The sequence below is a fragment of the Acidimicrobiales bacterium genome (assembly GCA_030747595.1).
Lineage (GTDB): Bacteria > Actinomycetota > Acidimicrobiia > Acidimicrobiales > MedAcidi-G1 > UBA9410.
The window spans coordinates 25,586-48,550 of the sequence record JASLKK010000010.1 but is presented as its reverse complement, the minus strand read 5'-3'; the positions used below and the strand labels follow the sequence as shown (position 1 = coordinate 48,550).

Below are 22,965 nucleotides of genomic sequence, written 5' to 3'. Positions count from 1 at the left end.
AGACACCGATGAGCACACTTCTCCTCGCAAGCACACAAAGGACCATCGGCTGGGTCCTCGCGTCTGTCGTCTTGGTGGGCATGTTCGTCTACCTGTTGTTCAGTTTTCGCATCGGCAAGCGGGAGGTCGGGTCCGAGATCGACTTGGCTCCCAACCGGGTGCGCCACGCCGACGACGATGAGCTCGAGACCCGGTTCCTGGACCGCAATCTGGCCTGGTCGCTGGTCCTGCTCACCGTGGTCTCCCTGATCCTCCCCATCTACTGGCTCATGGAGCCGGCCCGCCAGGACAACGCGGCCTACGGCTGGGTCAAGCGGTTCGAGGGACGTGGAGCACGGACCTTCGAAGAGGCGTGCGTGAGTTGCCACGGCCCCGGAGGCGTGGGTGGCGTGGCCCAGTTCACCATTGCCGACGCCGACGGTGGCTTCGTGGCCCAGGTCGAGTGGAAGGCCCCGGCGCTCACCACGGTCCTGAGTCGCTTCGACGAATCCGAGGTCAAGCGCATCCTCGACTACGGCCGACCCGGGACGCCGATGCCCGCATGGGGCCTACCCGGCGGCGGTCCGCTGACCTCCCAGCAGGTCCATCAACTCGTCGTCTACCTGCGCTCTATCCAGCTGACGCCCGAGGAGGCGGCCGCCGAGGTGACAAGCGGTCTGCAGGTCGGCGCAAGGGGCATCGTTACTGCTCGTGACCCGGGTCTGACCAATGCCGACGACACCGACGCGGCGATCGAGGCCTGGCTCGCCCAGGCCGCCGATCCGTCCAGCAGCGACTACGCCGCCTACGGCGAGTTGCTCTTCAACAACCCGGCAGCCCAGGGCGCCAACAGTTGCGCCCGCTGCCACACGCCCGGTTTCTCCTACGGAGCCTCGAGCGAGGAGGCCACCGCTGAGCTCATGGCCGAGTGGCCCCGTCTGGCCGAGGCCGGCGTGCTCACCGGCTACCGACCGGGAGCAGGCCACGTTGGGCCGGCTCTCGTGGGCATCGAAACCCACTTCCCGACGACCGGTGGGCACGAGGACTTTGTCCGCACCGGTTCGGAAGTTGGCGCCGGCTACGGAAACGCCCGTCCCGGCACCGGCGCCATGCCCGGCTTCGGTGGCCGCACCGACGACCTCGACGTGATCGGCACGGTCGTGCGGTCCCGCATCCTCACCCCGGAGCAGATCGCCGCCATCGTGGCGTATGAGAGGAGCCTCTGATGGACAGCCTCGTCACGCTGGCCGGCCTGGCATGGGACCCCGAGATCCGAGGCATCCTGGTCGTCGCCACCGGCTTCGTTGTCCTCATGGGATCGGTCTGGCTGGTCATCGCCACCAATTCGGGTGTCCGGCTGGCCACCCTGATGGCCGCCGCCGCACTCATGGGCTGGATGGTCATCCTGGGCAGCGCCTGGTGGATGTACGGCTCTGGCTGGAAGGGTGACGCCCCGAGCTGGAAGACCGTGGACATCAACGTCGGGGACCTTCGGGCCAGTGGCCTGTCGTACGCCCGTGAGTTGCCCAATCCGGACGAGATCCCGTCGGCCTACGAACTGGTCGTGGCCTCTGGCGACGCCGTGGCGATTGCGGAGTTCGACACGCTCCCCAACGCGACCGACAACCCGGACCTGGAGGCCGAGGCACTCAATGCCCTTCGAGCCGACCGCCAGTTGCGAAACGAGACCATCACTCGGTCGGAGCTTGCTGCCGTGGCCCGCAACGTGACCGATGCCGCGGGTCTCCGCGCCGTTGGTCCATGGCGCCTCTTGGCCACCACCGAGGCCGGCGACGCGCAGGCTCAGGCGGCCGCTGACGTGCTCGCCCATCCCGATCTCGGGTTTGCTAGTTCGGCCGACTACAAGTTGCTCGATGCCTACACCATGGGTGGCAAGCCCTCGTTGACCGATGATCCAAACCGTTGGGACCGGATCAGCCATTGGATCACCAACTCGGCCCGACTCACCCACCCGACCCGCTACACGGTGGTGCAGTTACAGGGGGTGCTATTCCAAGAGGTCCCTGCCGGCGTGGCCCCGCCCCGTCCGGTTGTCGACCCCGGTGAGCCCGTCGTGTCGGTGGTGATGATCCGTGATCTCGGATGGGTTCGCCTGCGACCTGCACTGGTCACCATCGGTTCGTTGCTGGTCTTCCTGGCCCTCTGCTACTGGCTCCACGTGCGTGACAAGGAGCTCATGGAGCGGCGCAGGGAGTTCGAGACCAGCAGCGCCTGACCTCGTGATCAATCCCGTGGTCGTGGGTGGAACTGGGGACGAGTGACGTGCTCGGCCAGTACCTCCCCATCATCGTCCTCCTGATCCTGGCGTTCCTGTTCGCCGCCCTCAGCTTCGTCGCCTCGCGCCTGCTCGCCCCCCGAAGCCCGAATGACCGCAAGGCCGCGCCCTACGAGTGCGGGATCATCCCGGGACGTGAGACGCCCGAGCGGTTCCCCGTCCGGTTCTTCCTCGTGGCGATGATCTTCATCGTCTTTGATATCGAGATCATCTTCTTCTACCCGTGGGCCATTGCCCATGACGGTCTCGGCCTGTTCGGTCTGGTGGCCGTCCTCATCTTCTCGGCGGCGGTATTCGAGTCGTTCGTGTACCTGATCGGCAACGGGGCCCTTGAGTGGGGTCCGGTACGTCGGGTCCGGCACGCCGTGTCACCGCACCGCACCTCGTCGTCCACCGTTCGGCGGGCCGGGGTTCGCGAAGTGGGGCTCGAGGGACGGGATCGGGACGCCTGATGGTGCACCTTCCCGGACTCGGCGAGACCTCAGACGTGATGTCCCACGGCCTCGAGGGCCTCGAGCACAACTTCGTCACGGCCAAGGTCGAGGATCTCGTGAAGTGGTCGCGGGCCCGAAGTTGCTGGCCGGCGACGTTCGGCCTGGCGTGCTGCGCCATTGAGATGATGGCCACCGGTGCCGCTCACTACGACCTGGCCCGCTACGGCATGGAGGTCTTCCGGGCCTCGCCACGTCAGGCCGACCTGATGATCGTGGCCGGCCGGGTGTCCCAGAAGATGGCTCCCATCCTGCGCCAGATCTACGACCAGATGATGGAGCCCAAGTGGGTCATTTCCATGGGCGTGTGCGCGTCGAGCGGCGGAATGTTCAACAACTACGCCATTGTCCAGGGCGTCGATCAGGTCGTGCCGGTCGATGTCTACGCCCCCGGTTGCCCGCCCGGCCCCGAGACCCTGATGCACGCCATCCTGACGCTGCACGACAACATCCAGAGCGGCGAACTGACACGCCGCCGCGAGGCCAATGACGGTGGCGCGGCCATCGAGGTCGACGTGCGTGCCGCTCCCGTCGAGACCGTCCAGGCCGTGGAACTGGGCACCCGATGAGCGAGCCCGAGGTGAGCGACGAGTCCCTGCTCCACGGCGTGCAGGTGGTCGAGGCCACCGGGCAGGTCGTGTTGCACCCGACCGTCGACCAGTGGCTGGACACTGTTTCGGCCCTGAAAGCCGACGGCTTCTGCATGGCCATCGACGTCACCGCCGTGGACTACTCCGCTCATCCAGGTCGCACCGACCTGCCCGAGGGCGTGACACCCGAGCGCTTCGAGGTAGTAGCCGCATTCATCGACCACACCAGAGGTCGACGGGTTCGTTTGCGGGCCCAGGTGCCCGAAGCCGAGCCCGTGGTGCCATCGCTGTTCGACATCTTCCCGGGGACCGAGGCCATGGAGCGCGAGGCCTGGGATCTGGTCGGTGTGGCCTTCGCCGGCCACCCCGACCACACCCGGATCCTGATGCCCGAGGACTGGGAGGGTCACCCGCTCCGTCGCGACGTGGCCATTGGCCGGATTCCGGTCCAGTTCAAGGACGCCCCGGCCGCCCGATGACGGACATGATCAGTCCTCCGACAGGTCCTCCGACAGGTCCTCCGACCGACGAGCCCGTCGACGGTTCTCTCGACGGCGCCCTTGACGGCCCCGGTGTCGAGGGCTCCGATCTGGACCTGGGCTCGTACGAGCGCGTCTTGCGCCGTGACGACACGAGTGCCGTACTTCGCCTGAGCGAGGCCGAGGCCGCCGTCCTGGCTGGCGATCCCGACGATCCGCCCACCGGCGATGCTGCAGACCAGCGGATGATCCTCAACATGGGCCCGTCGCACCCGTCCACCCACGGAGTGCTCCGTCTCATGTTGGAGATGGAGGGAGAGACGATCCTGCGGACCAAGCCGATCATCGGCTACCTCCACACCGGTATGGAAAAGACCGCCGAGGACCTCACCTACCTCCAGGGCCCGACCAACGTCACCCGGATGGACTACGCCGCCCCACTGTTCTCCGAACTGGCCTTCTCCCTGGCCGTTGAGCAACTCCTGGGCATCGACGTGCCGCCGCGGGCCACCTGGATCCGGATGCTCATGTGCGAGCTAAATCGGGTCGCCTCACACCTCCTGTTCCAGGCCACCAACGGCATGGACCTAGGCGCCGTGTCGATGATGATCTATGGCTGGCGCGAGCGCGAAGAGGTGCTCCGCTTCTTCGAAAAGGTCACCGGCCTGCGGATGAACCACAACTACATCCGGCCCGGAGGGGTCGCCGCCGACCTCCCCGACGGGTGGCAGGACGACCTTCGGCGGCTGCTCGACCTGATCCCACCCCGACTCGACGAGTACGACACCCTGCTCACCGGGCAACCCATCTTTCGCGAGCGGCTCCAGGGCGTGGGCGTCATGACCCCTGCCGAAGCGCTCGCCCTGTCGGCCACCGGTCCCATCCTGCGGTCAACCGGCTACGCCTGGGACCTGCGCCGCGACCAGCCCTATCTGGCCTACGACGAGGTGGAGTTCGACGTAATCGTGGGTACCCACGGCGACTCGTTCGACCGCTACGCCATCCGCCTCAACGAGATCCGGGAGTCGCTGCGAATCGTCGAGCAGATCATCGACCTGATCCCCGAAGGCGACTACCGGACCCAAGACAAGAAGGTCACCCCGCCGCCGCGTGCCCGCATTGACGAGTCGATGGAAGCCCTCATCCACCACTTCAAGATCTTCACCGAGGGCTTCCACGTGCCAGAGGGTGAGACGTACGCCGCCGTGGAGTCGCCCCGTGGTGAACTCGGTTGTTACCTGGTGTCGGACGGGGGTCCGAAGCCCTACCGGATGCACATCCGTGGTCCCAGCTTCGTGAACCTACAGACCCTGCCGCACCTCATGGAGGGTGGTCTGATCGCCGACGGCGTGGCTGTCGTGTCGTCGGTGGACCCCATCATGGGGGAGGTCGACCGGTGAGCTGGTTCGACCCATCGAACGAGCGGATCGCCCGCGAGATCCTGACCCGGTACCCGAAGCCGAAGTCGGCGGTCATCCCACTACTCCATCTAGCCCAGGAGCAGGAGGGATGGGTAATGCCCGAGGCCATGGTCGAGATCGCCGCCATGACCGGGACCACGGCCGCCGAGGTGCTGGGCACCGGCAGCTTCTACGAAATGTTCAAGTTCCATCCGGTGGGCCGGTATGTGGTCAACGTATGCACCAACGTGTCCTGCCAACTACTGGGTGGCGAGGAACTCCTAGAGCACGCCGAGTCGACGCTCGGGGTCCGGGCCGGTGGCACCACCGACGACGGCCTGTTCACCGTCGAGGACGTGGAGTGCGTGGCAGCCTGCACCGAGGCGCCCTGCTTCACCGTGAACTACCGCTACTTCCACCGGGCCGACACCGAAACCTTCGATGAGGTGGTGGCCGACCTCCGGGCCGGACGTAGCCCACTGGTCCGCGGCGCAGCGGGCGACGGCGGTGACATCCCCGACCACGGAACCCTCGGTCGGGTACGACAGCACGTGCCGGATGATCGTCGGGCCGGCGTGGTACCCCCCGAGGACGTCACCGGGTCACCCGCATGGATGCCTGCGGTAGAAGAGGAGGCATCGTGACCGGCGCCTACGTCCCCCATGCCGCTGGCTACGTCGACAACGACGGGCCGAAGGTCGTGACCTCCCGCTTCCCTCACGAGGATTCCTTCACCCTGGAACGCTCCCTGGCCACCGGGGGCTACGAGGGCCTCCGGGCCGCGCTGACCATGACCCCCGACGTCGTGCACGCCCAGGTCCGCGAGGCCACCCTGCTGGGCCGTGGTGGTGCCGGATTCCCGGCCGGCGTCAAGTGGGGCTTCTGCCCCGAGGGCGTGTGGCCCCGGTACCTGGTCGTGAACGGCGACGAGAGCGAGCCCGGCACCTACAAGGACCGCCTGCTGATGGAGCGCGATCCGCATCAACTCATCGAGGGCTGCCTGATCGCCTGTTACGCCCTCGGGTTGTCGCAGTGCTTCCTGTACGTCCGGGGCGAGATGGCCCTGGCCCAGGAGCGAATCGCCACGGCACTCAACGAGGCCTATGCCGCGGGCTACGTGGGCCGAAACGTCCTGGGCACCGACCTGTCGGTAGACATCACCCTCCACTGGGGTGCCGGCGCCTACATCGTGGGCGAGGAAACGGCGCTCATCGAGAGCCTCGAGGGCAACCGGGGCATGCCCCGCCTCAAGCCGCCGTACTTTCCGGCGGCCATCGGGCTCTACGGCCAGCCGACCATCGTCAACAACGTGGAGACGCTAGCCAACGTGCCGTGGATCATGTCCCACGGCGCTGTCGCCTACCGGAAGATGGGGTCGGAGACCTCGCCCGGTACCCGCCTGTTCACCGTTTCGGGACACGTGAACCGGCCCGGTGTCTACGAGGTCGAGCAGGGCGTCACCACGTTCCGCGACCTGTTCTACGGCGAGGCGTTCTGCCAGGGAATCCGGAACGGCCACGAGTTGAAGATGTTCATCCCGGGCGGTGGATCCGCACCCTGGTTCTTTGCCGAGCACCTCGACCTGCCGCTGGAGGCCAAGGAGGTGGGCGCCGCCGGATCAATGCTGGGATCGGGCGCCATCATCGTCATGGACGAGACCACCGACGCCGTGAAGGCCTGCCATCGGATGGTGCGGTTCTTCGCCCGCGAGTCATGTGGCAAGTGCTCGCCCTGTCGGGAGGGGACCAACTGGGAGGAGAAGATCCTGGCTCGCATCCTCGACGGGCATGGCCGACCGTCCGACATCGATCTGCTGCTCGACGTGGGCGACAACATCAGCCCCGGGCCGTATCCGGTGGCCGCCCATGCCGACGAGGGGCTTGAAGCCGTGCCGTTCCCGCCCCGCCAGACCACCATCTGTCCGTTGGGTCCGTCGTCGGTGGCGCCCATCACCTCGACCATCCGGCGATTCCGCCACGAGTTTGAGGCCCGCATCACCCGAAGCGACGGCATCCCAGTGTCGGCCGCCGCCCCCGGTGGGGAGGTTGGCGCATGAGTGGGGAAACACCCGTCGTCGAGATACAGGTCGATGGTGAGACGGTGGCCGCCCACCCGGGTGAATTGCTGATCGACGCCTGCGAGCGCACCGGCACGTACATTCCCCGGTTCTGCCACCACAGCCGGATGAAGCCGGTCGGGATGTGTCGCATGTGCCTGGTCGAGGTCGACACCGGGCGGGGCCCTGCCCTGCAGCCGTCGTGCATGCTCGAGTGCACGCCCGGCATGTCCGTCGAGACCGAGTCGGACCGCACCCGAAAGGCCCAGGACGGGGTGCTGGAGTTCCTGCTCGTCAACCACCCACTGGACTGCCCCGTCTGCGATAAGGGCGGCGAGTGCCCCCTGCAGGACCAGACAATGGCTTTCGGACCAGGCGAGAGCCGATTCGTCGAGGAGAAGCGGCACTTCGAGAAGCCGATCCCCGTCAACTCCAACGTCTACCTGGACCGGGAACGCTGCATCCTGTGCGACCGCTGCACCAGGTTCGCCGGCGAGGTGGCCGGCGATCAACTCATCCACTTCATGGACCGGGGCGGCCAGACCCAGATCAACACCTTCCCCGAACAGCCCTTCTCCTCGTACTTCAGCGGTAACACCGTGCAGGTCTGCCCGGTGGGCGCGTTGACCGCTACTCCGTACCGTTTCAAGGCCCGCCCGTGGGATCTCGAGGAGGTCGAGTCGACCAGCACGCTGGACAGCGTGGGCAGTCGCATCACCGTGCAGTCCTCGAGCGACCGGGTGCTCCGGTTCCAGGGTGTCGACGCCGACGCCGTCAACTGGGGCTGGCTCTCGGACAAGGAACGGTTCGTCTTCGAGGCCTACGACCACGAGGACCGCCTGGCCTCACCGATGCTGCGGGGCGACGCCCTGGGCAACCGGACGGCCGAGGGCGACTCGCTGGTCGCTGCGCCGTGGGGCGAGGCGCTCGGCGTCGCTGCGTCGGCCTTGTCGGCCGCACCGGCTGATCGGATCGCCGTGTTGGGCGGCGCCCGGATGACCAACGAGTCGCAGTACGCGTGGGTCAAGCTGGCCAAGGGCGTGCTGGGCACCGACCACGTGGACGCCCAGTTGGCCGATGGTCTGCCCGCGGAGGTCGTCCTCGGCTTGCCGCGGGCCACCATCGACCGGGCCTGCACGCCCGGCGGAACGATCGTGCTCCTGGGTCCCGACCCCAAGGAGGAACTCGGGGCGCTGTTTCTGCGACTCCGACACGCCGTGGTCCACGACGGGGCCACCCTGATTGAACTCACGCCGCGACGTACCGGGCTGAGCCCTCACGCCGCCCATTCGCTGCGAGTTACCCCAGGTGATGCGGCTGGCGTGGTGGCCGCCATGTTCGGCTCCAGATCACCGGTCGGTGTCGGCGGCATCCCGGTCGACCAGTTGGCCGCTGCCGGAGCCACCCTGGCCGCCGCGGTGGCTGACGGTTCGCCGGTCACGGTGCTGCTGGGCCGACCCTCGCTGGCCGAGTCAGCCGGCCCGGTAGTGGACGGTGCACTGGCCCTCCACGACCATCTGCCTGAGGCCACATTCCTCTCGCTTCTCCGTCGCGGCAACGTCCACGGCGCCATGGACATGGGTCTGGCTCCCGGGCTCCTTCCAGGTCGCGCATCGCTGGCCGATGCCGGACGGGTCGCCGATGCGTGGCCGACCGTACCGACGGCCGCCGGCCATGACGCGCTGGGGATTCTCACTGCGGCGGCCGCTGGAGACATTGACGTCCTCGTCTTGCTGGGGGCCGATCTGCTGGCCGATGTGCCCGACCGCCAACTCGTCGAGCAGGCCCTGGCCGGGGCGAGAACCGTGGTGGCCATCGACCTGTTCGGCACCGAGACCGTGGCCCGGGCCGACGTGGTCCTCCCCGCCGTGGCCTCCACCGAACTCGACGGAACCTTTACCAACCTGGAGGGCCGGGTAAGCGTGGTGGCCCGCAAGGTGACCTCACCTGGAACGTCCCGACCTGACTGGGCGATCGCCGTGGATCTCGCCGAGCGTCTGGGTGGTGACCTGGGCTTCGAGTCAGTGGACGACGTGCTGGCCGAACTGGTCACCGTGTCGCCGCTTCACTCCGCGCTCACACCCGAGGCCCTCGCCGAGGCGACCCGCGAGGGGATCCTGATCGAGGGTTCGCTGGGTCTGGACCGGCCCGAACCGACCGGCGTTCCGGGACGCGACGGCTACGGCCTCCGCCTGGTGGTCGACCGGTGCATGTACGACGCCGGGGTCCTGGTGGCCCACAGCCCGTCATTGGCCGGTCTGGCCCCGGGGACGCGTGCCGGCATTGAGCCGACAGACCTGGCCCGCAACGGGATTGACGAGGGTGAGGTCGTGGACCTCATCAGCGCCCAAGGCACCATCCAGGTGGTGGTGGCCGCCGATGCCGGTGTGGCCCGGGGGACCGTGCACCTGAGGGCCAACCAGCCCGACATGGACGTCAACGCCCTGATCGATGCCTTGGCGCCGGTCACCGAAGTCCGGGTGGGTCGCCGGTGAGCGCCCTGGACACCGCCGTGCTGGCGCTGGATCCGCTGCTGAGTGGCGATCTGGACCTGGGCATCGTGGGCATCGTGGTCCTGAAGGTCGTTGTGGCCTTCACCCTGCTGCTCGTCTCGGTCATGCTCATGATCTGGTTCGAGCGCAAGCTGGTGGCCGACATGCACAACCGGATCGGCCCGGCCGTGGCCGGCCCGTTCGGCATCCTCCAGACACTGGCCGACGGGATCAAGCTGTTCTTCAAGGAGGACCTCATCCCGGACCGGGCCGACCGGGTGGTCTTCAAGTTGGCCCCCTATCTGTCGTTGGTGCCGGCCTTCCTAGTGTTCGCCATTGTCCCCATTGGGGGCGACTTCTCGTCGGGCGACGGCACCGTCACGTGGTTCGGTGAGCGCACCTACCTGCAGGTGGCCGACCCGCCGGTGGGCGTCCTATTCTTCCTTGCCCTCTCTTCGATCGCCGTCTACGGCGTGATGCTGGCCGGCTGGTCGTCGGGTTCGAAGTACCCGCTGCTCGGTTCGGTGCGGGCGTCGGCCCAGATGATCAGTTATGAGGCGGCCCTCGGCCTGGCCATCGCAGCGGTCTTCCTGACCTCCGGTTCGCTGTCCACGCACGACATCGTGGCCAGTCAGGTCAACGGCAGCTGGAACGTTCTGGCCACCGGCGTTGTCCCGTTCATCGTGTTCCTGATGGCCGGGACCGCTGAGTTGAACCGCCCGCCATTCGACCTGGTGGAGGCCGAACAGGAGCTGGTCGGCGGGTTCCACACCGAATACAGCTCGCTGCGGTTCGCTCTCTTCTTTCTGGCCGAGTTCATGAACGTAATCACCATGTCGGCTATCGCCGTCACCTTGTTTCTGGGTGGCCCAGCCGGACCGATCCTGACCGACACCTTGGGCTGGGTGTGGCCAGTCTTCTGGTTCAGCCTCAAGGTGTTCGCCTTCCTGTTCTGCTTCGTGTGGCTCCGGGCCACGCTGCCCCGGCTGCGCTACGACCAGCTCATGGACCTGGGGTGGAAGGTGCTGATCCCGGTGGCTCTCGGATGGTTCCTGCTGATCGGGGCCATGAACGTGGCCGGTGACCGGGGATGGCCGCTGGTGCCGGTGGTGATGGTCGGCATGGCCGTGATGGCCGGCGGTGCTGCGCTCCTCATTGGTGCGGTGTCCAAGGCCCGGGCCGAGCGTCTGGCAGACCTGGATGGCGAGCGGGAAGGCGAGTCGGTCTGATGGGTTACTTCCGCGGCTTCGCCGTCACCTTCGGCAAGATGTTCGAGAAGCGGGTCACCACCTCGTACCCGAAGGACAAGCGTCCCAAGCCGGCCCGCTTGCACGGCCGCCACGTGCTGAACCGGTACGAGGACGGCATGGAGAAGTGCATCGGTTGTGAGCTGTGCGCCGGGGTCTGCCCAGCGAAGTGCATCTACGTGCGCGGCGCCGACAACCCGCCCGACGAACCGGTGTCCCCCGGCGAGCGGTACGGCTTCATCTACGAGATCAACTACCTGCGGTGCATTCACTGCGACCTGTGCGTGGAGGCCTGCCCGACCGAGGCCATCACCGAGTCGAAGTTGTTCGAGTTTTCGTTCACCAACCGGGCCGACGCCATCTACACGAAGGACGAGTTGGTGGTCGATGCCACCACGGGTCGTCCTCAGCACCTCCCGTGGGAAGACTGGCGACCGGGTGACGACGCCATGACTTCGGGTTGGATGCGTGCCACGTCGCCCAGTGGGGACGCCTTGTACAGCGGACAGGTGTCGTGGTCGGGCGAGCTGGGTCATGGCGTGAGGGCCCCGGAGGTCGGGCAGTCAGACGGAGATGCCGGCGCTGAATCCGACGAACCTGGATCCGATGACGAAGGGTCGGATACCCACTGATGGAAGCCTTCGTCTTCTTCGCCAGTGCGGCGATCGTGTTGACCGGTGCCGTGGGCGTGCTCACGTCGCGTAACCCGGTGCACGCCGCCCTGTTCCTGGTCCAGACCCTGTTCGGGGTCGCCGTCCTGTTCGTCCTCCAGGACGCCACCTTCCTGGCTGCCGTCCAGGTCATCGTCTACGCGGGCGCCGTGGTCATCCTGTTCCTGTTCGTGATCATGCTGCTGGGCGTCGACCGGGCCGAGAACCTCGGGGTGGAACCCATTGTCGGCCAGCGTCCCCTGGCCGCGGTGATCGGCGCCTCGTTGATGGGGATGCTGCTCACCCTCCTGCTGGTGGCCACCGATGGTCCGACGGGTGCTCCCGGTCGGACCGCGCCGCTGGGTGATGCCGGGGACAACACCCGGCGTCTCGGCGAGGCCCTGTTCACCGGGCACGTTTTCGCCGTGGAGTTGACCGCCCTGCTGCTGACCGTCGCGGTGGTCGGCGCTGTGGTGCTGGCCCGGACCGTCAAGGGCCCGCTGCAACCGCCTCCCGTCGTGGTCGTGGCTACGTCCACCGAGCCCGCCGACGCCGATGCCGGGCCTGATACAGCGGCTGACGAAGAGCCCGAAGAAGCGGGGGGCGCCTGATGGTGGTGACCACCTCCTGGTATCTGGCGTTGGGGGCCGTGCTGTTCTCGCTCGGCGCCGTCGGCCTTCTGACCCGCCGCAACCCGCTGGTTATGTTCATGTGCGTCGAGCTGATGCTCAACGCCGTCAACCTGACCTTCGTAAGCCTCGGCGCCGAACTGGGCGATCTGGGCGGCCAACTCTCGGTGTTCTTCGTGCTTGTCGTCGCGGCGGCCGAGGTCGTGGTCGGCCTCGGGATCATCGTGGCCATCATGCGCCGCCGCCAGGGTGCGACGGCCGACGACCTCTCGGTACTGGGGGGTTAAGGCGTGCTCGATCTCGTCTGGTTGATCCCCGCGCTGCCTCTGGCCGGCTTCCTGGTGCTGACGTTCGGTGGGAAACGGCTCGGCGAACCGTGGGCTGGATGGCTTGCCACCGGTGCCATGGCCGGCTCCTTTCTGGCCACCGTCGGCGTATTCCTAGACTTGGCGGGGCGCGACGTGCAGGACCGGCGGGCGGTGACCACGTTGTTCGAGTGGATGCCGGCCGGAGATCTCCGGGTCGACGTGGGCTTTCTGGCCGATCCGCTGTCGCTCACCATGTGCCTATTCATCACCGGTGTGGGCGCCCTCATCCACCTCTACTCCGTCGGCTACATGCACGGTGACGGCGAGTTCCCCCGCTTCTTCACCTACCTGAACCTGTTCGCCTTCTCCATGCTGATACTGGTCCTGGGTGACAACCTGTTGCTGACCTTCCTGGGCTGGGAGGGCGTCGGTGCCTGTTCTTACCTGCTCATCTCGTTCTGGTTCACCGACGAGGCCAACGCCACAGCGGGCAAGAAGGCCTTCGTGACCAATCGGATCGGTGACTGGGGCTTCATGGTCGCCATCTTCATGACGTTCTTCACGTTCGGGTCCGTGGCCTACGTCGATGTGCTGGACACCACGGCGGCCGGCACGGTGGCCCAGTCCACTGCCACGTTCATCGCCGTGATGCTGTTCGTGGGGGCCATCGGCAAGTCGGCCCAGTTCCCGCTCTACCTCTGGTTGCCTGACGCGATGGCCGGCCCCACGCCTGTCTCGGCGCTCATCCACGCGGCGACCATGGTCACCTCGGGCGTCTACCTATTGACCAGGGTCAACCCGATCATCGCCGACGCCGCTGACTGGGTGCCCACCATGATCGCCTGGACGGGTGCCGGCACGGCACTGTTCGCGGCGACCATTGCTGTGGCCCAGCGTGACATCAAGAAGGTGCTGGCCTATTCCACGGTCAGCCAACTCGGCTACATGTTCCTGGCGGTGGGCTGTGGCGCCTACGTGGCCGCGGTGTTCCACATGGTCACCCACGCCTTCTTCAAGGCGTTGCTGTTCCTGGGCTCTGGCTCGGTTATCCACGGAATGGACGGTGACCAGGACATGGCCCACTACGGCGGGCTGCGTCGTTTCATGCCGATCACGGCGGGCACGTTCATCATCGGCTGGTTGGCCATCGCCGGCGTGCCGCCCTTCGCCGGCTTCTGGTCCAAGGACGAGATCCTGGCCTTCGCCTGGAACGAGAGCCCCCTTCTGTGGGCCGTTGGCCTAGTGACCGCTGTGCTGACCGCCTTCTACATGACCCGTCAAGTGGTGCTCACCTTCTTCGGTCGTCACCGCTTCGCCGACCCGAGGTCTGACGAGGTGGATGCCGTCTGGGCTGCCCGTCTGGCCGGTGCCGACGAGGGCGTCGAGGCCGCACGCGCTGCGGTGGCCGATGCCGAGACTGCGTTGGAGGTCCGCCGTGGGGCGGCGACCGCAGCCGACGAGGCCGCGGTGACCGAGGCCGAAGGTGTGCTGTCTGCTGCCGTTGACGCCTTAACGGTTGCCGAGGCCGCGGTGGCGGATGTCCGTGCCGCGGCTGACGTGCGACCCGACCTTCCCGCCCTGGCCCTGGCTGGCGCCCCCGACGTTGGTGCGGTGGCTGACGAGCTACCCGACGCGGTGGCCGATCGCGCCGCTCATCACCCGCACGAATCCCCGTGGACCATGGCCTTCCCGCTCGTCGTCCTGGCCGGCCTGAGCGTGCTGGGTGGGCTCGTGCAGCTTCCCTTCTCATCGAGCACCAAGCGGCTCGAGCACTGGCTGGAGCCCACGCTGTTCCACAACGAGGTCCACCTGTCTATTGGCGCGGGGACCCTGTGGGTGCTGGCCGTCATTGCGGTGGCCGGCGGCGCGGTGGGCATCGCGGTGGCCGTAGCGGCCTACGGACAGCGTCGCATCGACCACACCGCCTTCGAGCGTCCGATCCTCGCCGAGGCGTGGCGATTCGATCGGAAGGTCTCGGACTTCATGGGCGGTCCGGGCCGCACCGGCTTCGACGCCACCGCAGCCTTCGACCGCGAGGTGGTCGACGGCGCGGTCGAGGGGATGGCCACCCTGGTTCGCCGGGAGGCCGGCCTGCTCCGGCGTTTCCACAACGGCCTGGTTCGCACCTACGCAGTGGGCATCGGCCTTGGGGCTGTGGGCCTCGTGCTCTGGTTCCTCTCGAGGAGCAATTTCTGATGGGTGCCCTCTTGACCTTCGTGGTCGCCTCCTCTCCCGGTGTGCCGTTCGCCGTGCTGCCGGCGCTGATCGTGGTGCCCGCCGTGGGCGCCCTGCTGGTGGTCTGCCTGCCCCGTCGTCGCCCAGAGCTGCTCAAGTTGGTGGCCGTGGCCACCTCGGTGATCGTGGGTGGTATGTCGGTTTGGCTGTTGAAGGGTTTCGACGCCACCCACGGAGCCGAGATGCAGTTCACGTCACAAGCTGACTGGATCTCCGACCTGGGCATCCAGTGGCTGCTGGGCATCGACGGGATCTCGTTGTTCCTAATCGTGCTGACCGGCGTGCTGTTCCCGATCGCCCTGCTGGCCGTCGACCCCGGGCACGACGACCGGGCCTACTACGCGTGGCTGCTCGTGCTGGAGGCCGGCGTCATGGGTGTGTTCTGCGCGCTGGACCTGGTGGTCTTCTTCCTCTGCTTCGAGGTCGTCCTGGTGCCCATGTACTTCCTCATCGGACGGTGGGGGCACGGCAACCGGGCATACGCGGCGACCAAGTTCTTCCTCTACACGATGGCCGGATCGGCTCTCATGCTGGTGGGGATCCTGGCCGTGGCCTTCCTCCACGCGGACGCCACCGGCACCTCGGTCACCTTCGACTTGGTGGCCATTGCCGAGGCCCAGGCCATCGACACCAATGCGGCCCGCTGGATCTTTGCCGCCTTCGCGCTGGCCTTCGCGGTGAAGGTGCCGATCTTCCCACTGCACACCTGGCTGCCCGATGCCCATACCGAGGCGCCGACGGCTGGCTCGGTGATCTTGGCCGGCGTGCTGCTCAAGTTGGGCACCTACGGTTTCCTGCGGTTCGGCCTCTACCTGTTCCCCGAGGCCTCCCACTTCTTCGCCCCGGTGTTCCTGACTCTGGGCGTGGTCGGCATCATCTACGGCGCGGTGGTGGCCACCATGCAGCGGGACCTGAAGCGCCTCGTGGCCTATTCCTCGGTGGCCCATCTGGGCTTCATCGTGTTGGGCACCTTCGCCCTGAACACCGAGGGCATCGAGGGCGGCCTGCTCCAGATGGTCAACCACGGCGTGTCGACCAGCGCCCTGTTCCTGCTGGTCGGCATGATCTACGAACGTCGCCACACCCGTCAGATTGACGAGTTGGGTGGCCTGCAGAAGTCGGCGCCGGTCATGGCCGCCGTGTTTACCCTGGTCATGCTGTCGTCGATCGGCCTGCCCGGTCTGAACGGCTTCGTGGGCGAGTTCCTGGTGCTGGTCGGAGCGTTCAACGCCCACCGTTGGTGGGCCGTGGTGGCCGCCGGAGGCGTGGTCCTAGCCGCCCTCTATCTGCTGTGGGCCTACCAGCGGGTCTTCCATGGCCCAGCCAAGGGCGACAACGCCGAGATGCCCGACCTGAAACTCCGTGAGGGTCTGGTGCTGGCACCGCTGCTGGCTCTCATCGTCTTCATGGGCGTCTACCCGAAGCCGGTGATCGAACGGATGGAACCTGCGGTGGATGCCCTGGTGGCCCACATCGAGGAGCACGTGGACGGCTTCCACGAGCCAACGTCCCGCTTTGGTGTCGACATCGAAGGCGCTGGCGACCACGGATCCGACCACGCCGACGAGGGGGACGATCACTGATGTCGACCGTCGTCACCCCCGAGGTCCTGTGGTGGGCCCTGATTCCGGTGATCCTGCTCTCGGCCGGTGGGATGCTGCTGCTGACTGTGGCCTCGATCGTCCGCCGCCTTCCCGACGCCCTGCCCCAGGCCTGGACGGTCGTCACCGGCCTGGCCGTGCTGGTGGCCTCGGTGCCCATGTGGAACGAGGTGCGTGACGGTGGACCCCGCTCATATCTGGGCGGCATGGTCGCTGTCGACGGGTCCACGGTGCTGGTCACCGCGATACTGGCCATCGCGGTGGTGGCCACCGCCCTGTTGGCCCGTCCTTACCTGGCCCGTGAGGATCTGCCGGGCGTCGAGTTGTACGTCCTGCTCATGCTCTCGGCGACTGGTGGCGTGGTCATGGCGTCGGCCGACGACCTCATCGTCCTGTTCCTGGGCCTGGAGATCCTGTCGATCGCCGTGTACGTGCTGGCCGCCCTACACCTGCGCCGCATTGAGTCCCAGGAGGCGGCGCTCAAATACTTTGTGCTCGGGGCGTTCGCCTCGGCCTTCCTGCTCTACGGCATGGCGCTCCTATACGGCGCCACCGGTTCGACCCGTCTGGCCCTGATCGCCGAACACCTATCGACGGTGGTGCTGCTCAGGGACGGGATGCTGCTGGCCGGCATCGCCCTGCTGCTGGTCGGCCTGGCCTTCAAGGTGGCCGCCGTGCCTTTCCACGCCTGGACGCCCGACGTTTACCAGGGGGCGCCCAGCCCGGTCGTGGCGTGGATGGCCGCCGGGGTGAAGGCGGCAGGCTTCGCGGCGATGGTGCGGGTCCTCGTGGTGACCCTCGGGACTCACGCCTCGGACTGGTCGCCGGCCGTGTCCGTGCTTGCTGGACTCAGCGTGGTGGTCGGCGCCTCGGTCGCCGTGCTGCAGACCGACGTTCGACGGATGCTCGCCTACTCCTCGATTGCCCACGCTGGCTTCCTGCTTCTAGGCGTGCAGGCCGCTGACGCCCGGGGTGCCGCGGCGGTCTACGCCTATCTGGTCGTCTACACGCTGCTGGCTACCGGGAGCTTCGCCGTGCTCACCGTCATGGGTGGTCCGGGCGATTCGGCCCATTCGCTCGACGACTACCGGGGCCTTGTCCGTCGCCGCCCGGTACTGGCCGGGGCGTTTACCGTCCTGCTGCTGGGTCAGGCGGGTGTGCCATTCACCGGTGGGTTCGTGGCCAAGTTGGGCGTGCTGGCCGCTGCGGTTGAGGGCCGGGGCTACTGGGTGGCTGGCGTGGCCATGCTGGCCGCCGCTATCGCCGCCTTCGTCTACCTCCGAATCCTCGTCGCCATGTACTTGGAAGATGCCGGAGATGCCGGAGATGCCGGAGATGCCGAGGATGCCGGTGTCCCGTTGGGTGCCCGGGTGGTCATCGGCGTGGCGTGTACCGGCGTGCTGGCCATCGGGATCGTGCCCGGACCCCTCATGGACCTGGCCCGAGACGCCGTCCCCATGCTGGTCGGTAGTTGATCGTGGGCCCCGCTGACACCCTCAGGATCCCCACCGTGGGCCCCGTCAGCCGGCGTCGTTGGGTCTTCGTGAACCCGTTCACATCCGGTAACCTGCCCGGGTCGACGGGCCTGTGGTCTCGTTCGCCGTCGCCCATCCGCCCGATTCGTTAGGTTCTCCCTTCGTGTCCGACTTCCTTCGTAGCTGGCTCGTGGTGGTCGTCTTCGGCGGCCTCGCCGTGCTGTTGGTGTCGGCGTTCCTGGGCTTGGGCAGCTTGCTTCGACCGTCGCGTGAGACCTCGCAGAAGGTCATGAACTACGAGTCCGGTGTCGACCCGCAGGGCGACATGTGGAGCCAGTCCAACATCCGGTACTACGTGTTCGCCCTGATGTTCGTGCTGTTCGACGTGGAAGCCGTGTTCATCTTCCCGTGGGCCACCCGCCTCGAGGTCTATGGCGTCTTCGGGCTGGTCGAGATGGCCATCTTCATCTTCATCCTGGCGCTCGGACTGTTCTACGCCTGGCGTAAGCGTCTGCTCCGGTGGATCTGAGCGGGCGACGGTAGGGGAGTAACGAATCATGGGACTCGTCGAGAGCGGCAAGCTGCCGAAGCCGCTGACCAAGTTGCTCAACGTCAGCCGCAAGTACTCCCTCTGGGTGTACCAGTGGGGCTTGGCGTGCTGCGCCATCGAGATGGGCGCGGCGTTCGCCTCGCCGCGCTACGACGTGATGCGCCTGGGCGTCATCCCGTTTCCGGCCAGCCCCCGTCAGGCCGATCTGGTGGTTGTGTCGGGCACAGTGACCGACAAGATGGCGCCGGCCGTGCGTCGTCTTTACGAGCAGATGCCCGATCCCAAGTACGTGATTTCCATGGGTTCGTGCGCCAATTGCGGCGGCCCCTACTGGGATAGCTACTCGGTGACCAAGGGCGTCGACCAGATCATCCCTGTTGACGTCTACGTGCCCGGCTGCCCGCCGCGCCCGGAAGCCCTGCTGGAGGGCATCGTGCTGCTCCAGGAGCGCATTGCCACCGAGGACATGACTGAACGTTGGACGGGTGATCCCATTGTCGTCACCTGACGCTGACACCACGGTGGACACCGACGAGGTACAGGCGGACCCGACTGACGAGCAGCGCGACGCGCTGGTCGCGACGCTGGCCGATGCGCTGGGAAGCGGCCTGGTCGAGAGCCACGTCGAGCCCGGTGTCGATGCCTGGGTACGGGTGACCGCCGACGCGTGGGTCGAAACAGCGACCGTCTTGCGGGACCGCTGCGCCATGACGTACTTCAACTTCCTGTCGGCCGTCGACTGGATGCCGTCGCCCTACGGACGCGACATGGACGCCCAGGTGGACCTCCCCCATGAGGCATCCGACGGGTCGGATGCTCCGGCTGACGCGTTCGAGACGGGTGTCGCCGGCGGCGAGACCCGCTTCCAGCTGCTGGCCCGGGTCCATGACCCGGTGGGCCATGTGGGCATAACCATCAAGTCCGACCTGGCGGGCGACAGGCCCGAGGTCGACTCGTGGATCGGCGTCTACCCCGGTGTGGACTGGCACGAGCGTGAGGCCAGGGAGATGTTCGGCATCTCGTTCCGGAACCATCCCAATCAGGTGCACCTCTACCTGCCGTCGCACTTCGAGGGGAACCCGCTGCGCAAGGACTATCCGCTGCTGGCCCGCCGGGTGAAGCCCTGGCCGGGCATCGTCGACGTGGAGCTCATGCCCGGCGGAGATGACGATGACGCGAGTGCGGAAGAGGGAGACGCATCGTGACCCCGGTGAGCGATCCCCGCCAAATGGCCTACATCGCTGGCCAGGCCAGCGATGCCCGAGTCAATGTCGAGATCGAGACCGAGGGCATGACCCTCAACATCGGTCCTCAGCATCCGGCCACCCACGGCACGCTGCGCATCATCGTCAAGTTGGACGGTGAACGGGTGGTTGCCGCCGAACCGGTCATGGGCTACATGCACCGGGGCTACGAGAAGCTCTCCGAGGTCCGGACGTACCCGCAGGTCACCACGCTGATCAACCGCATCGACTGGTTGGGCAGCTTTGCCAACGAGGTGCCGTTCATCCTGGCTGCTGAGCGGCTCATGGACGTCGAGGCGCCGCCCCGCGCCCAGTGGATCCGCACTGTCCTGTTCGAACTGTCCCGGATCGCCAACGTTGTGCTGTTCCTCGGCGACATGGGCGTCCAGTTGGGAGCCGTCACCCCGGTCTTCTTCGCCTTCCGCGACCGCGAGTTCGTCCTTAACCAGATCGAGGCTGTCACCGGTGGTCGGTTCCATCCCAACTTCGACCGCATCGGTGGGCTGAAGGACGACCTTCCCAAGGGCTGGATCGATGAGACGAAGGGCGTGCTGGGCCGCATCCGCACGTTCTGCGACGAGATGGAGGACCTCGTTACCGGCAATGAGATCTTCCAGTCCCGGACTCGGGGCATCGGCGTGATCCCGGCCGACGTGGGCCTGTCCTACGGACTGTCGGGCGCCAACATCCGGGCCTCGGGTGTCGACTGGGATCTCCGCCGCGACGGCGGCATCGGCCTGGTCCACGACCAGTTGGACTGGAAAGTCTGGACCCATCCTGACGGCGACTCGTTCGCCCGCTACTGGGTGCGCCTCCAGGAGGTCCGTGAAGCCTGTGGCATGGTTGACCAGTTGCTCGATGGCATCCCGTCGGGTCCCGTCATGGCCAAGGTGCCGCGCATCATCAAGGTGCCGGCTGGCGAGGCGTACGTCGAGACCGAGAACCCGCTGGGAATCATGGGCTACTACGTGGTGTCCAAGGGCGACCTGGTGCCGTACCGCGTGAAGATCCGCTCAGCGTCGTTCAACAATGTCTCGATCACGCCGTGGCTCCTCGAGGGCACCTACGTGCCTGACGTGGTGTCGATCCTGGCCAGCCTTTACTTCATCCTCGGGGACATCGATCGATGAGCGGCGCCTTGACCTTCGCGGTCGAGCTGGCCTGGTGGCAGCAGACCGGGATCCGTGCCGTGGTCGGTCTGCTGGCCGTGCTGCTGCCTGCCGGCGCGCTCGTCTACCTGTTCCTCTTTAAGATGATGAGCTTCATGCAGAGCCGGCTCGGGCCCATGGAGGCTGGTCCGTTCGGATCGCTGCAGTTGCTGGCCGAGGTCGGCAAGTTCCTCCAGAAGGAGGACATCATCCCGGCCAAGGCCGACCGGGTCGTCTTCAAGGCGGCCCCGTTCGTGGTGCTCATCTCCACGTTCCTGCTGGTGCTGGTCATTCCTGCCGGACCGGACGCCTGGTTCATCGACGTCGACACCGGCATCTTCCTGGCGCTGGCCGTGTCGTCCATCTCGGTCATCGGGATCCTCATGGCCGGTTGGGCTTCGTCATCGAAGTACTCGCTGCTGGGAGGCCTGCGGGCCGCCGGGCAGCTGGTGGCCTACGAGCTGCCCCTGGTCCTGGCCGTCATGGGCGTGGTCATCCAGGCCGGCACCCTCAACGTCCAGGGCATCGTCATGGCCCAGGCAACCGGAGAGATCTTCGGGTGGGGCGGCATCGGCAATCCGTTCATCATCACCCAGTTCCTAGGCTTCGCCATTTTTCTGGTGGCCGTTCAAGCCGAGCTCACCCAGCCACCGTTCGACATGCCGGTGGCCGAGTCCGAGATCGTCACCGGCTACCTCACCGAGTACACCGGCCTTCGCTTCCTGCTGTTCTTCATCGGCGAGTTCGCCACGGCCGGCATCTTCTCGGCTCTGGCCGCCACACTGTTCTTGGGCGGCTGGTACGTGCCGGGCATCGATCCGACCAGCGATCTGTTCAACGTCATCGGCCCGGCCATCCTGCTGGGCAAGGTGATCCTGGTGGCTTTCCTGATCTTCTGGTTCCGCTTCACCTACCCCCGCTTCCGTGAGGACCAGCTCCAGCAGTTGGCCTGGAAGGTGCTCATTCCCCTGTCGCTGGCCAACATCGTGCTGACCGGCATCCTGAAGGTGGTCTTCTGATGTCCGCTCTCCCGAAACTGGCGCTCCCCAAGGTTCCCGGCCTGGTCAAGGGCCTCGGTGTCACCCTGAAGACCATGGTGCGCACCCTGACCAAGGGTTCCCACACCGTGCAGTACCCACGGGTAAAGGAAGCTCCGACGCCCCGGGCCCGCGGCGTGATCACGCTGCACGAGGACAACTGCACGGCCTGCATGCTCTGCGCCCGCGAATGCCCGGACTGGTGCATCTACATCGAGGGCCACAAGTACAAGGCGCCGCCGCGACGGCCGGGCGGAAAGCCCCGCCAGAAGAACGCCCTGGACCGCTTCGACATCGACTTCGCCCTCTGCATGTACTGCGGGATCTGCGTAGATGTCTGTCCGTTCGAGGCCCTGTTCTGGTCGCCGGAGTTCGAGTACTCCGAGCCGAGGATCGCTGACCTGCTCCACGACAAGTCCAAGCTCGGACAGTGGATGGAGACCGTCCCGGACTTCCAGGACTACGAGGCTGGCAGTGAGGCCAAGAAACTCCAGGTGCCCCGATGAGCACGCTTGCCGCACTCGCTGACATGGACCGTCTGACCAGCGGCGAGGCCCTGGTGGCCCAGAACGTGGCGTTCGCCGTGATGGCCATCACGATGATCGTCTCGGCGCTTCGGATGGTCACCACCCACAATGTTGTCCACGCTGCCCTCTACCTGGTGGTCGTGCTGTCTGGGGTGGCCGGCATCTTCATCCTGCTGGGTGCTGAGTTCGTGGGCGTCACCCAGGTGATGGTCTACATCGGCGCCATCGTCGTCCTCTTCCTGTTCGGCATCATGCTCACCAAGGGCTCCTTCGGTGACGACGATGGCGTGTCGGGTGAGCGGCGCCTCATGGCTGGACTTGTTGGACTGCTGGTCTTCGGCGTCATGACCGCCGCCCTGGTCGACTCGTTCGCTGATGCCGAGTTGGACCGGTCGGCCCCCAGCACCACGGCCGAGATCGCCGACAGCATCTTCAGCGCCTACATCGTCCCCTTCGAGGCCGTGTCGGTCCTGCTGCTCGCCGCCCTCATCGGCGCCATCGTCGTGGCACGGCGGGACTGAGGGGGCTGAG

The 22,965-nt window shown here is 66.7% G+C and carries 23 protein-coding genes; all 23 read left to right on the top strand.

The genetic code is table 11. From position 1 onward, the window contains the following. Positions 1 to 8 precede the first annotated feature (8 nt). The 23 genes from QF777_08895 to QF777_08785 all read left to right on the top strand — a co-directional run bounded on the left by QF777_08895 (position 9) and on the right by QF777_08785 (position 22,955). The gene (locus tag QF777_08895; protein MDP6911663.1) at positions 9 to 1,205 is read left to right on the top strand and encodes a c-type cytochrome; all 1,197 of its coding nucleotides are present in this window, start codon (positions 9 to 11) and stop codon (positions 1,203 to 1,205) included. Beyond that, positions 1,205 to 2,215, top strand: a complete 1,011-nt coding sequence (locus tag QF777_08890) for a hypothetical protein (GenBank protein ID MDP6911662.1) — start codon at positions 1,205 to 1,207, stop codon at positions 2,213 to 2,215. Before QF777_08895 ends, QF777_08890 begins: the two co-directional genes overlap by 1 nt. Before the next feature lie 26 nt (positions 2,216 to 2,241). Continuing rightward, positions 2,242 to 2,727 carry an NADH-quinone oxidoreductase subunit A gene (ndhC, locus tag QF777_08885; protein MDP6911661.1) on the top strand — a complete coding sequence of 162 codons (486 nt, stop codon included), beginning with the start codon at positions 2,242 to 2,244 and terminating at the stop codon, positions 2,725 to 2,727. Between the two features lie 38 nt (positions 2,728 to 2,765). Continuing rightward, positions 2,766 to 3,335 carry an NADH-quinone oxidoreductase subunit B family protein gene (locus QF777_08880; GenBank protein MDP6911660.1) on the top strand — a complete coding sequence of 190 codons (570 nt, stop codon included), beginning with the start codon at positions 2,766 to 2,768 and terminating at the stop codon, positions 3,333 to 3,335. Further along, on the top strand, positions 3,332 to 3,835 hold the full coding sequence (locus QF777_08875) for an NADH-quinone oxidoreductase subunit C (protein MDP6911659.1): 504 nt from the start codon (positions 3,332 to 3,334) through the stop codon (positions 3,833 to 3,835). Before QF777_08880 ends, QF777_08875 begins: the two co-directional genes overlap by 4 nt. A 5-nt stretch (positions 3,836 to 3,840) precedes the next feature. Further along, positions 3,841 to 5,235, top strand: coding sequence for an NADH-quinone oxidoreductase subunit D (locus tag QF777_08870; GenBank protein MDP6911658.1), 1,395 nt, complete (start codon positions 3,841 to 3,843; stop codon positions 5,233 to 5,235). Then, a complete protein-coding gene (locus QF777_08865) occupies positions 5,232 to 5,879 on the top strand; it encodes an NAD(P)H-dependent oxidoreductase subunit E (protein ID MDP6911657.1) in 648 nt (215 codons plus the stop codon). The genes QF777_08870 and QF777_08865 overlap by 4 nt, the downstream gene beginning before the upstream one ends. Then, positions 5,876 to 7,291 (top strand): NADH-quinone oxidoreductase subunit NuoF, encoded by a 1,416-nt coding sequence (gene nuoF / locus QF777_08860; protein ID MDP6911656.1) that lies wholly within the window; start codon positions 5,876 to 5,878, stop codon positions 7,289 to 7,291. Before QF777_08865 ends, nuoF begins: the two co-directional genes overlap by 4 nt. After that, on the top strand, positions 7,288 to 9,786 hold the full coding sequence (gene nuoG / locus QF777_08855) for an NADH-quinone oxidoreductase subunit NuoG (protein MDP6911655.1): 2,499 nt from the start codon (positions 7,288 to 7,290) through the stop codon (positions 9,784 to 9,786). Before nuoF ends, nuoG begins: the two co-directional genes overlap by 4 nt. Further along, on the top strand, positions 9,783 to 11,012 hold the full coding sequence (nuoH, locus tag QF777_08850) for an NADH-quinone oxidoreductase subunit NuoH (GenBank protein MDP6911654.1): 1,230 nt from the start codon (positions 9,783 to 9,785) through the stop codon (positions 11,010 to 11,012). The genes nuoG and nuoH overlap by 4 nt, the downstream gene beginning before the upstream one ends. Then, the gene (gene nuoI / locus QF777_08845; protein MDP6911653.1) at positions 11,012 to 11,662 is read left to right on the top strand and encodes an NADH-quinone oxidoreductase subunit NuoI; all 651 of its coding nucleotides are present in this window, start codon (positions 11,012 to 11,014) and stop codon (positions 11,660 to 11,662) included. The genes nuoH and nuoI overlap by 1 nt, the downstream gene beginning before the upstream one ends. Continuing rightward, a complete protein-coding gene (locus tag QF777_08840; GenBank protein ID MDP6911652.1) occupies positions 11,662 to 12,291 on the top strand; it encodes an NADH-quinone oxidoreductase subunit J in 630 nt (209 codons plus the stop codon). The genes nuoI and QF777_08840 overlap by 1 nt, the downstream gene beginning before the upstream one ends. Continuing rightward, on the top strand, positions 12,291 to 12,596 hold the full coding sequence (nuoK, locus tag QF777_08835; GenBank protein ID MDP6911651.1) for an NADH-quinone oxidoreductase subunit NuoK: 306 nt from the start codon (positions 12,291 to 12,293) through the stop codon (positions 12,594 to 12,596). The genes QF777_08840 and nuoK overlap by 1 nt, the downstream gene beginning before the upstream one ends. Before the next feature lie 3 nt (positions 12,597 to 12,599). Continuing rightward, positions 12,600 to 14,813 (top strand): NADH-quinone oxidoreductase subunit L, encoded by a 2,214-nt coding sequence (gene nuoL, locus QF777_08830; protein MDP6911650.1) that lies wholly within the window; start codon positions 12,600 to 12,602, stop codon positions 14,811 to 14,813. After that, the gene (locus QF777_08825; protein ID MDP6911649.1) at positions 14,813 to 16,435 is read left to right on the top strand and encodes an NADH-quinone oxidoreductase subunit M; all 1,623 of its coding nucleotides are present in this window, start codon (positions 14,813 to 14,815) and stop codon (positions 16,433 to 16,435) included. The genes nuoL and QF777_08825 overlap by 1 nt, the downstream gene beginning before the upstream one ends. Continuing rightward, on the top strand, positions 16,435 to 17,928 hold the full coding sequence (locus tag QF777_08820) for an NADH-quinone oxidoreductase subunit N (GenBank protein ID MDP6911648.1): 1,494 nt from the start codon (positions 16,435 to 16,437) through the stop codon (positions 17,926 to 17,928). Before QF777_08825 ends, QF777_08820 begins: the two co-directional genes overlap by 1 nt. 163 nt (positions 17,929 to 18,091) lie before the next feature. After that, positions 18,092 to 18,457, top strand: a complete 366-nt coding sequence (locus QF777_08815) for an NADH-quinone oxidoreductase subunit A (GenBank protein ID MDP6911647.1) — start codon at positions 18,092 to 18,094, stop codon at positions 18,455 to 18,457. A 28-nt stretch (positions 18,458 to 18,485) separates the two neighbouring features. Further along, positions 18,486 to 18,986, top strand: a complete 501-nt coding sequence (locus QF777_08810) for an NADH-quinone oxidoreductase subunit B family protein (protein ID MDP6911646.1) — start codon at positions 18,486 to 18,488, stop codon at positions 18,984 to 18,986. Further along, a complete protein-coding gene (locus QF777_08805) occupies positions 18,964 to 19,683 on the top strand; it encodes an NADH-quinone oxidoreductase subunit C (GenBank protein MDP6911645.1) in 720 nt (239 codons plus the stop codon). Before QF777_08810 ends, QF777_08805 begins: the two co-directional genes overlap by 23 nt. Positions 19,684 to 19,688: 5 nt before the next feature. Continuing rightward, on the top strand, positions 19,689 to 20,852 hold the full coding sequence (locus QF777_08800) for an NADH-quinone oxidoreductase subunit D 1 (GenBank protein MDP6911644.1): 1,164 nt from the start codon (positions 19,689 to 19,691) through the stop codon (positions 20,850 to 20,852). Continuing rightward, positions 20,849 to 21,889, top strand: coding sequence for an NADH-quinone oxidoreductase subunit H (locus QF777_08795; GenBank protein MDP6911643.1), 1,041 nt, complete (start codon positions 20,849 to 20,851; stop codon positions 21,887 to 21,889). The genes QF777_08800 and QF777_08795 overlap by 4 nt, the downstream gene beginning before the upstream one ends. Then, positions 21,889 to 22,413, top strand: a complete 525-nt coding sequence (locus QF777_08790) for a 4Fe-4S binding protein (protein ID MDP6911642.1) — start codon at positions 21,889 to 21,891, stop codon at positions 22,411 to 22,413. The genes QF777_08795 and QF777_08790 overlap by 1 nt, the downstream gene beginning before the upstream one ends. Then, entirely contained in the window at positions 22,410 to 22,955 is a 546-nt protein-coding gene (locus QF777_08785; GenBank protein ID MDP6911641.1) for an NADH-quinone oxidoreductase subunit J, read from the top strand. The genes QF777_08790 and QF777_08785 overlap by 4 nt, the downstream gene beginning before the upstream one ends. The last annotated feature ends 10 nt before the right edge of the window (positions 22,956 to 22,965 follow it).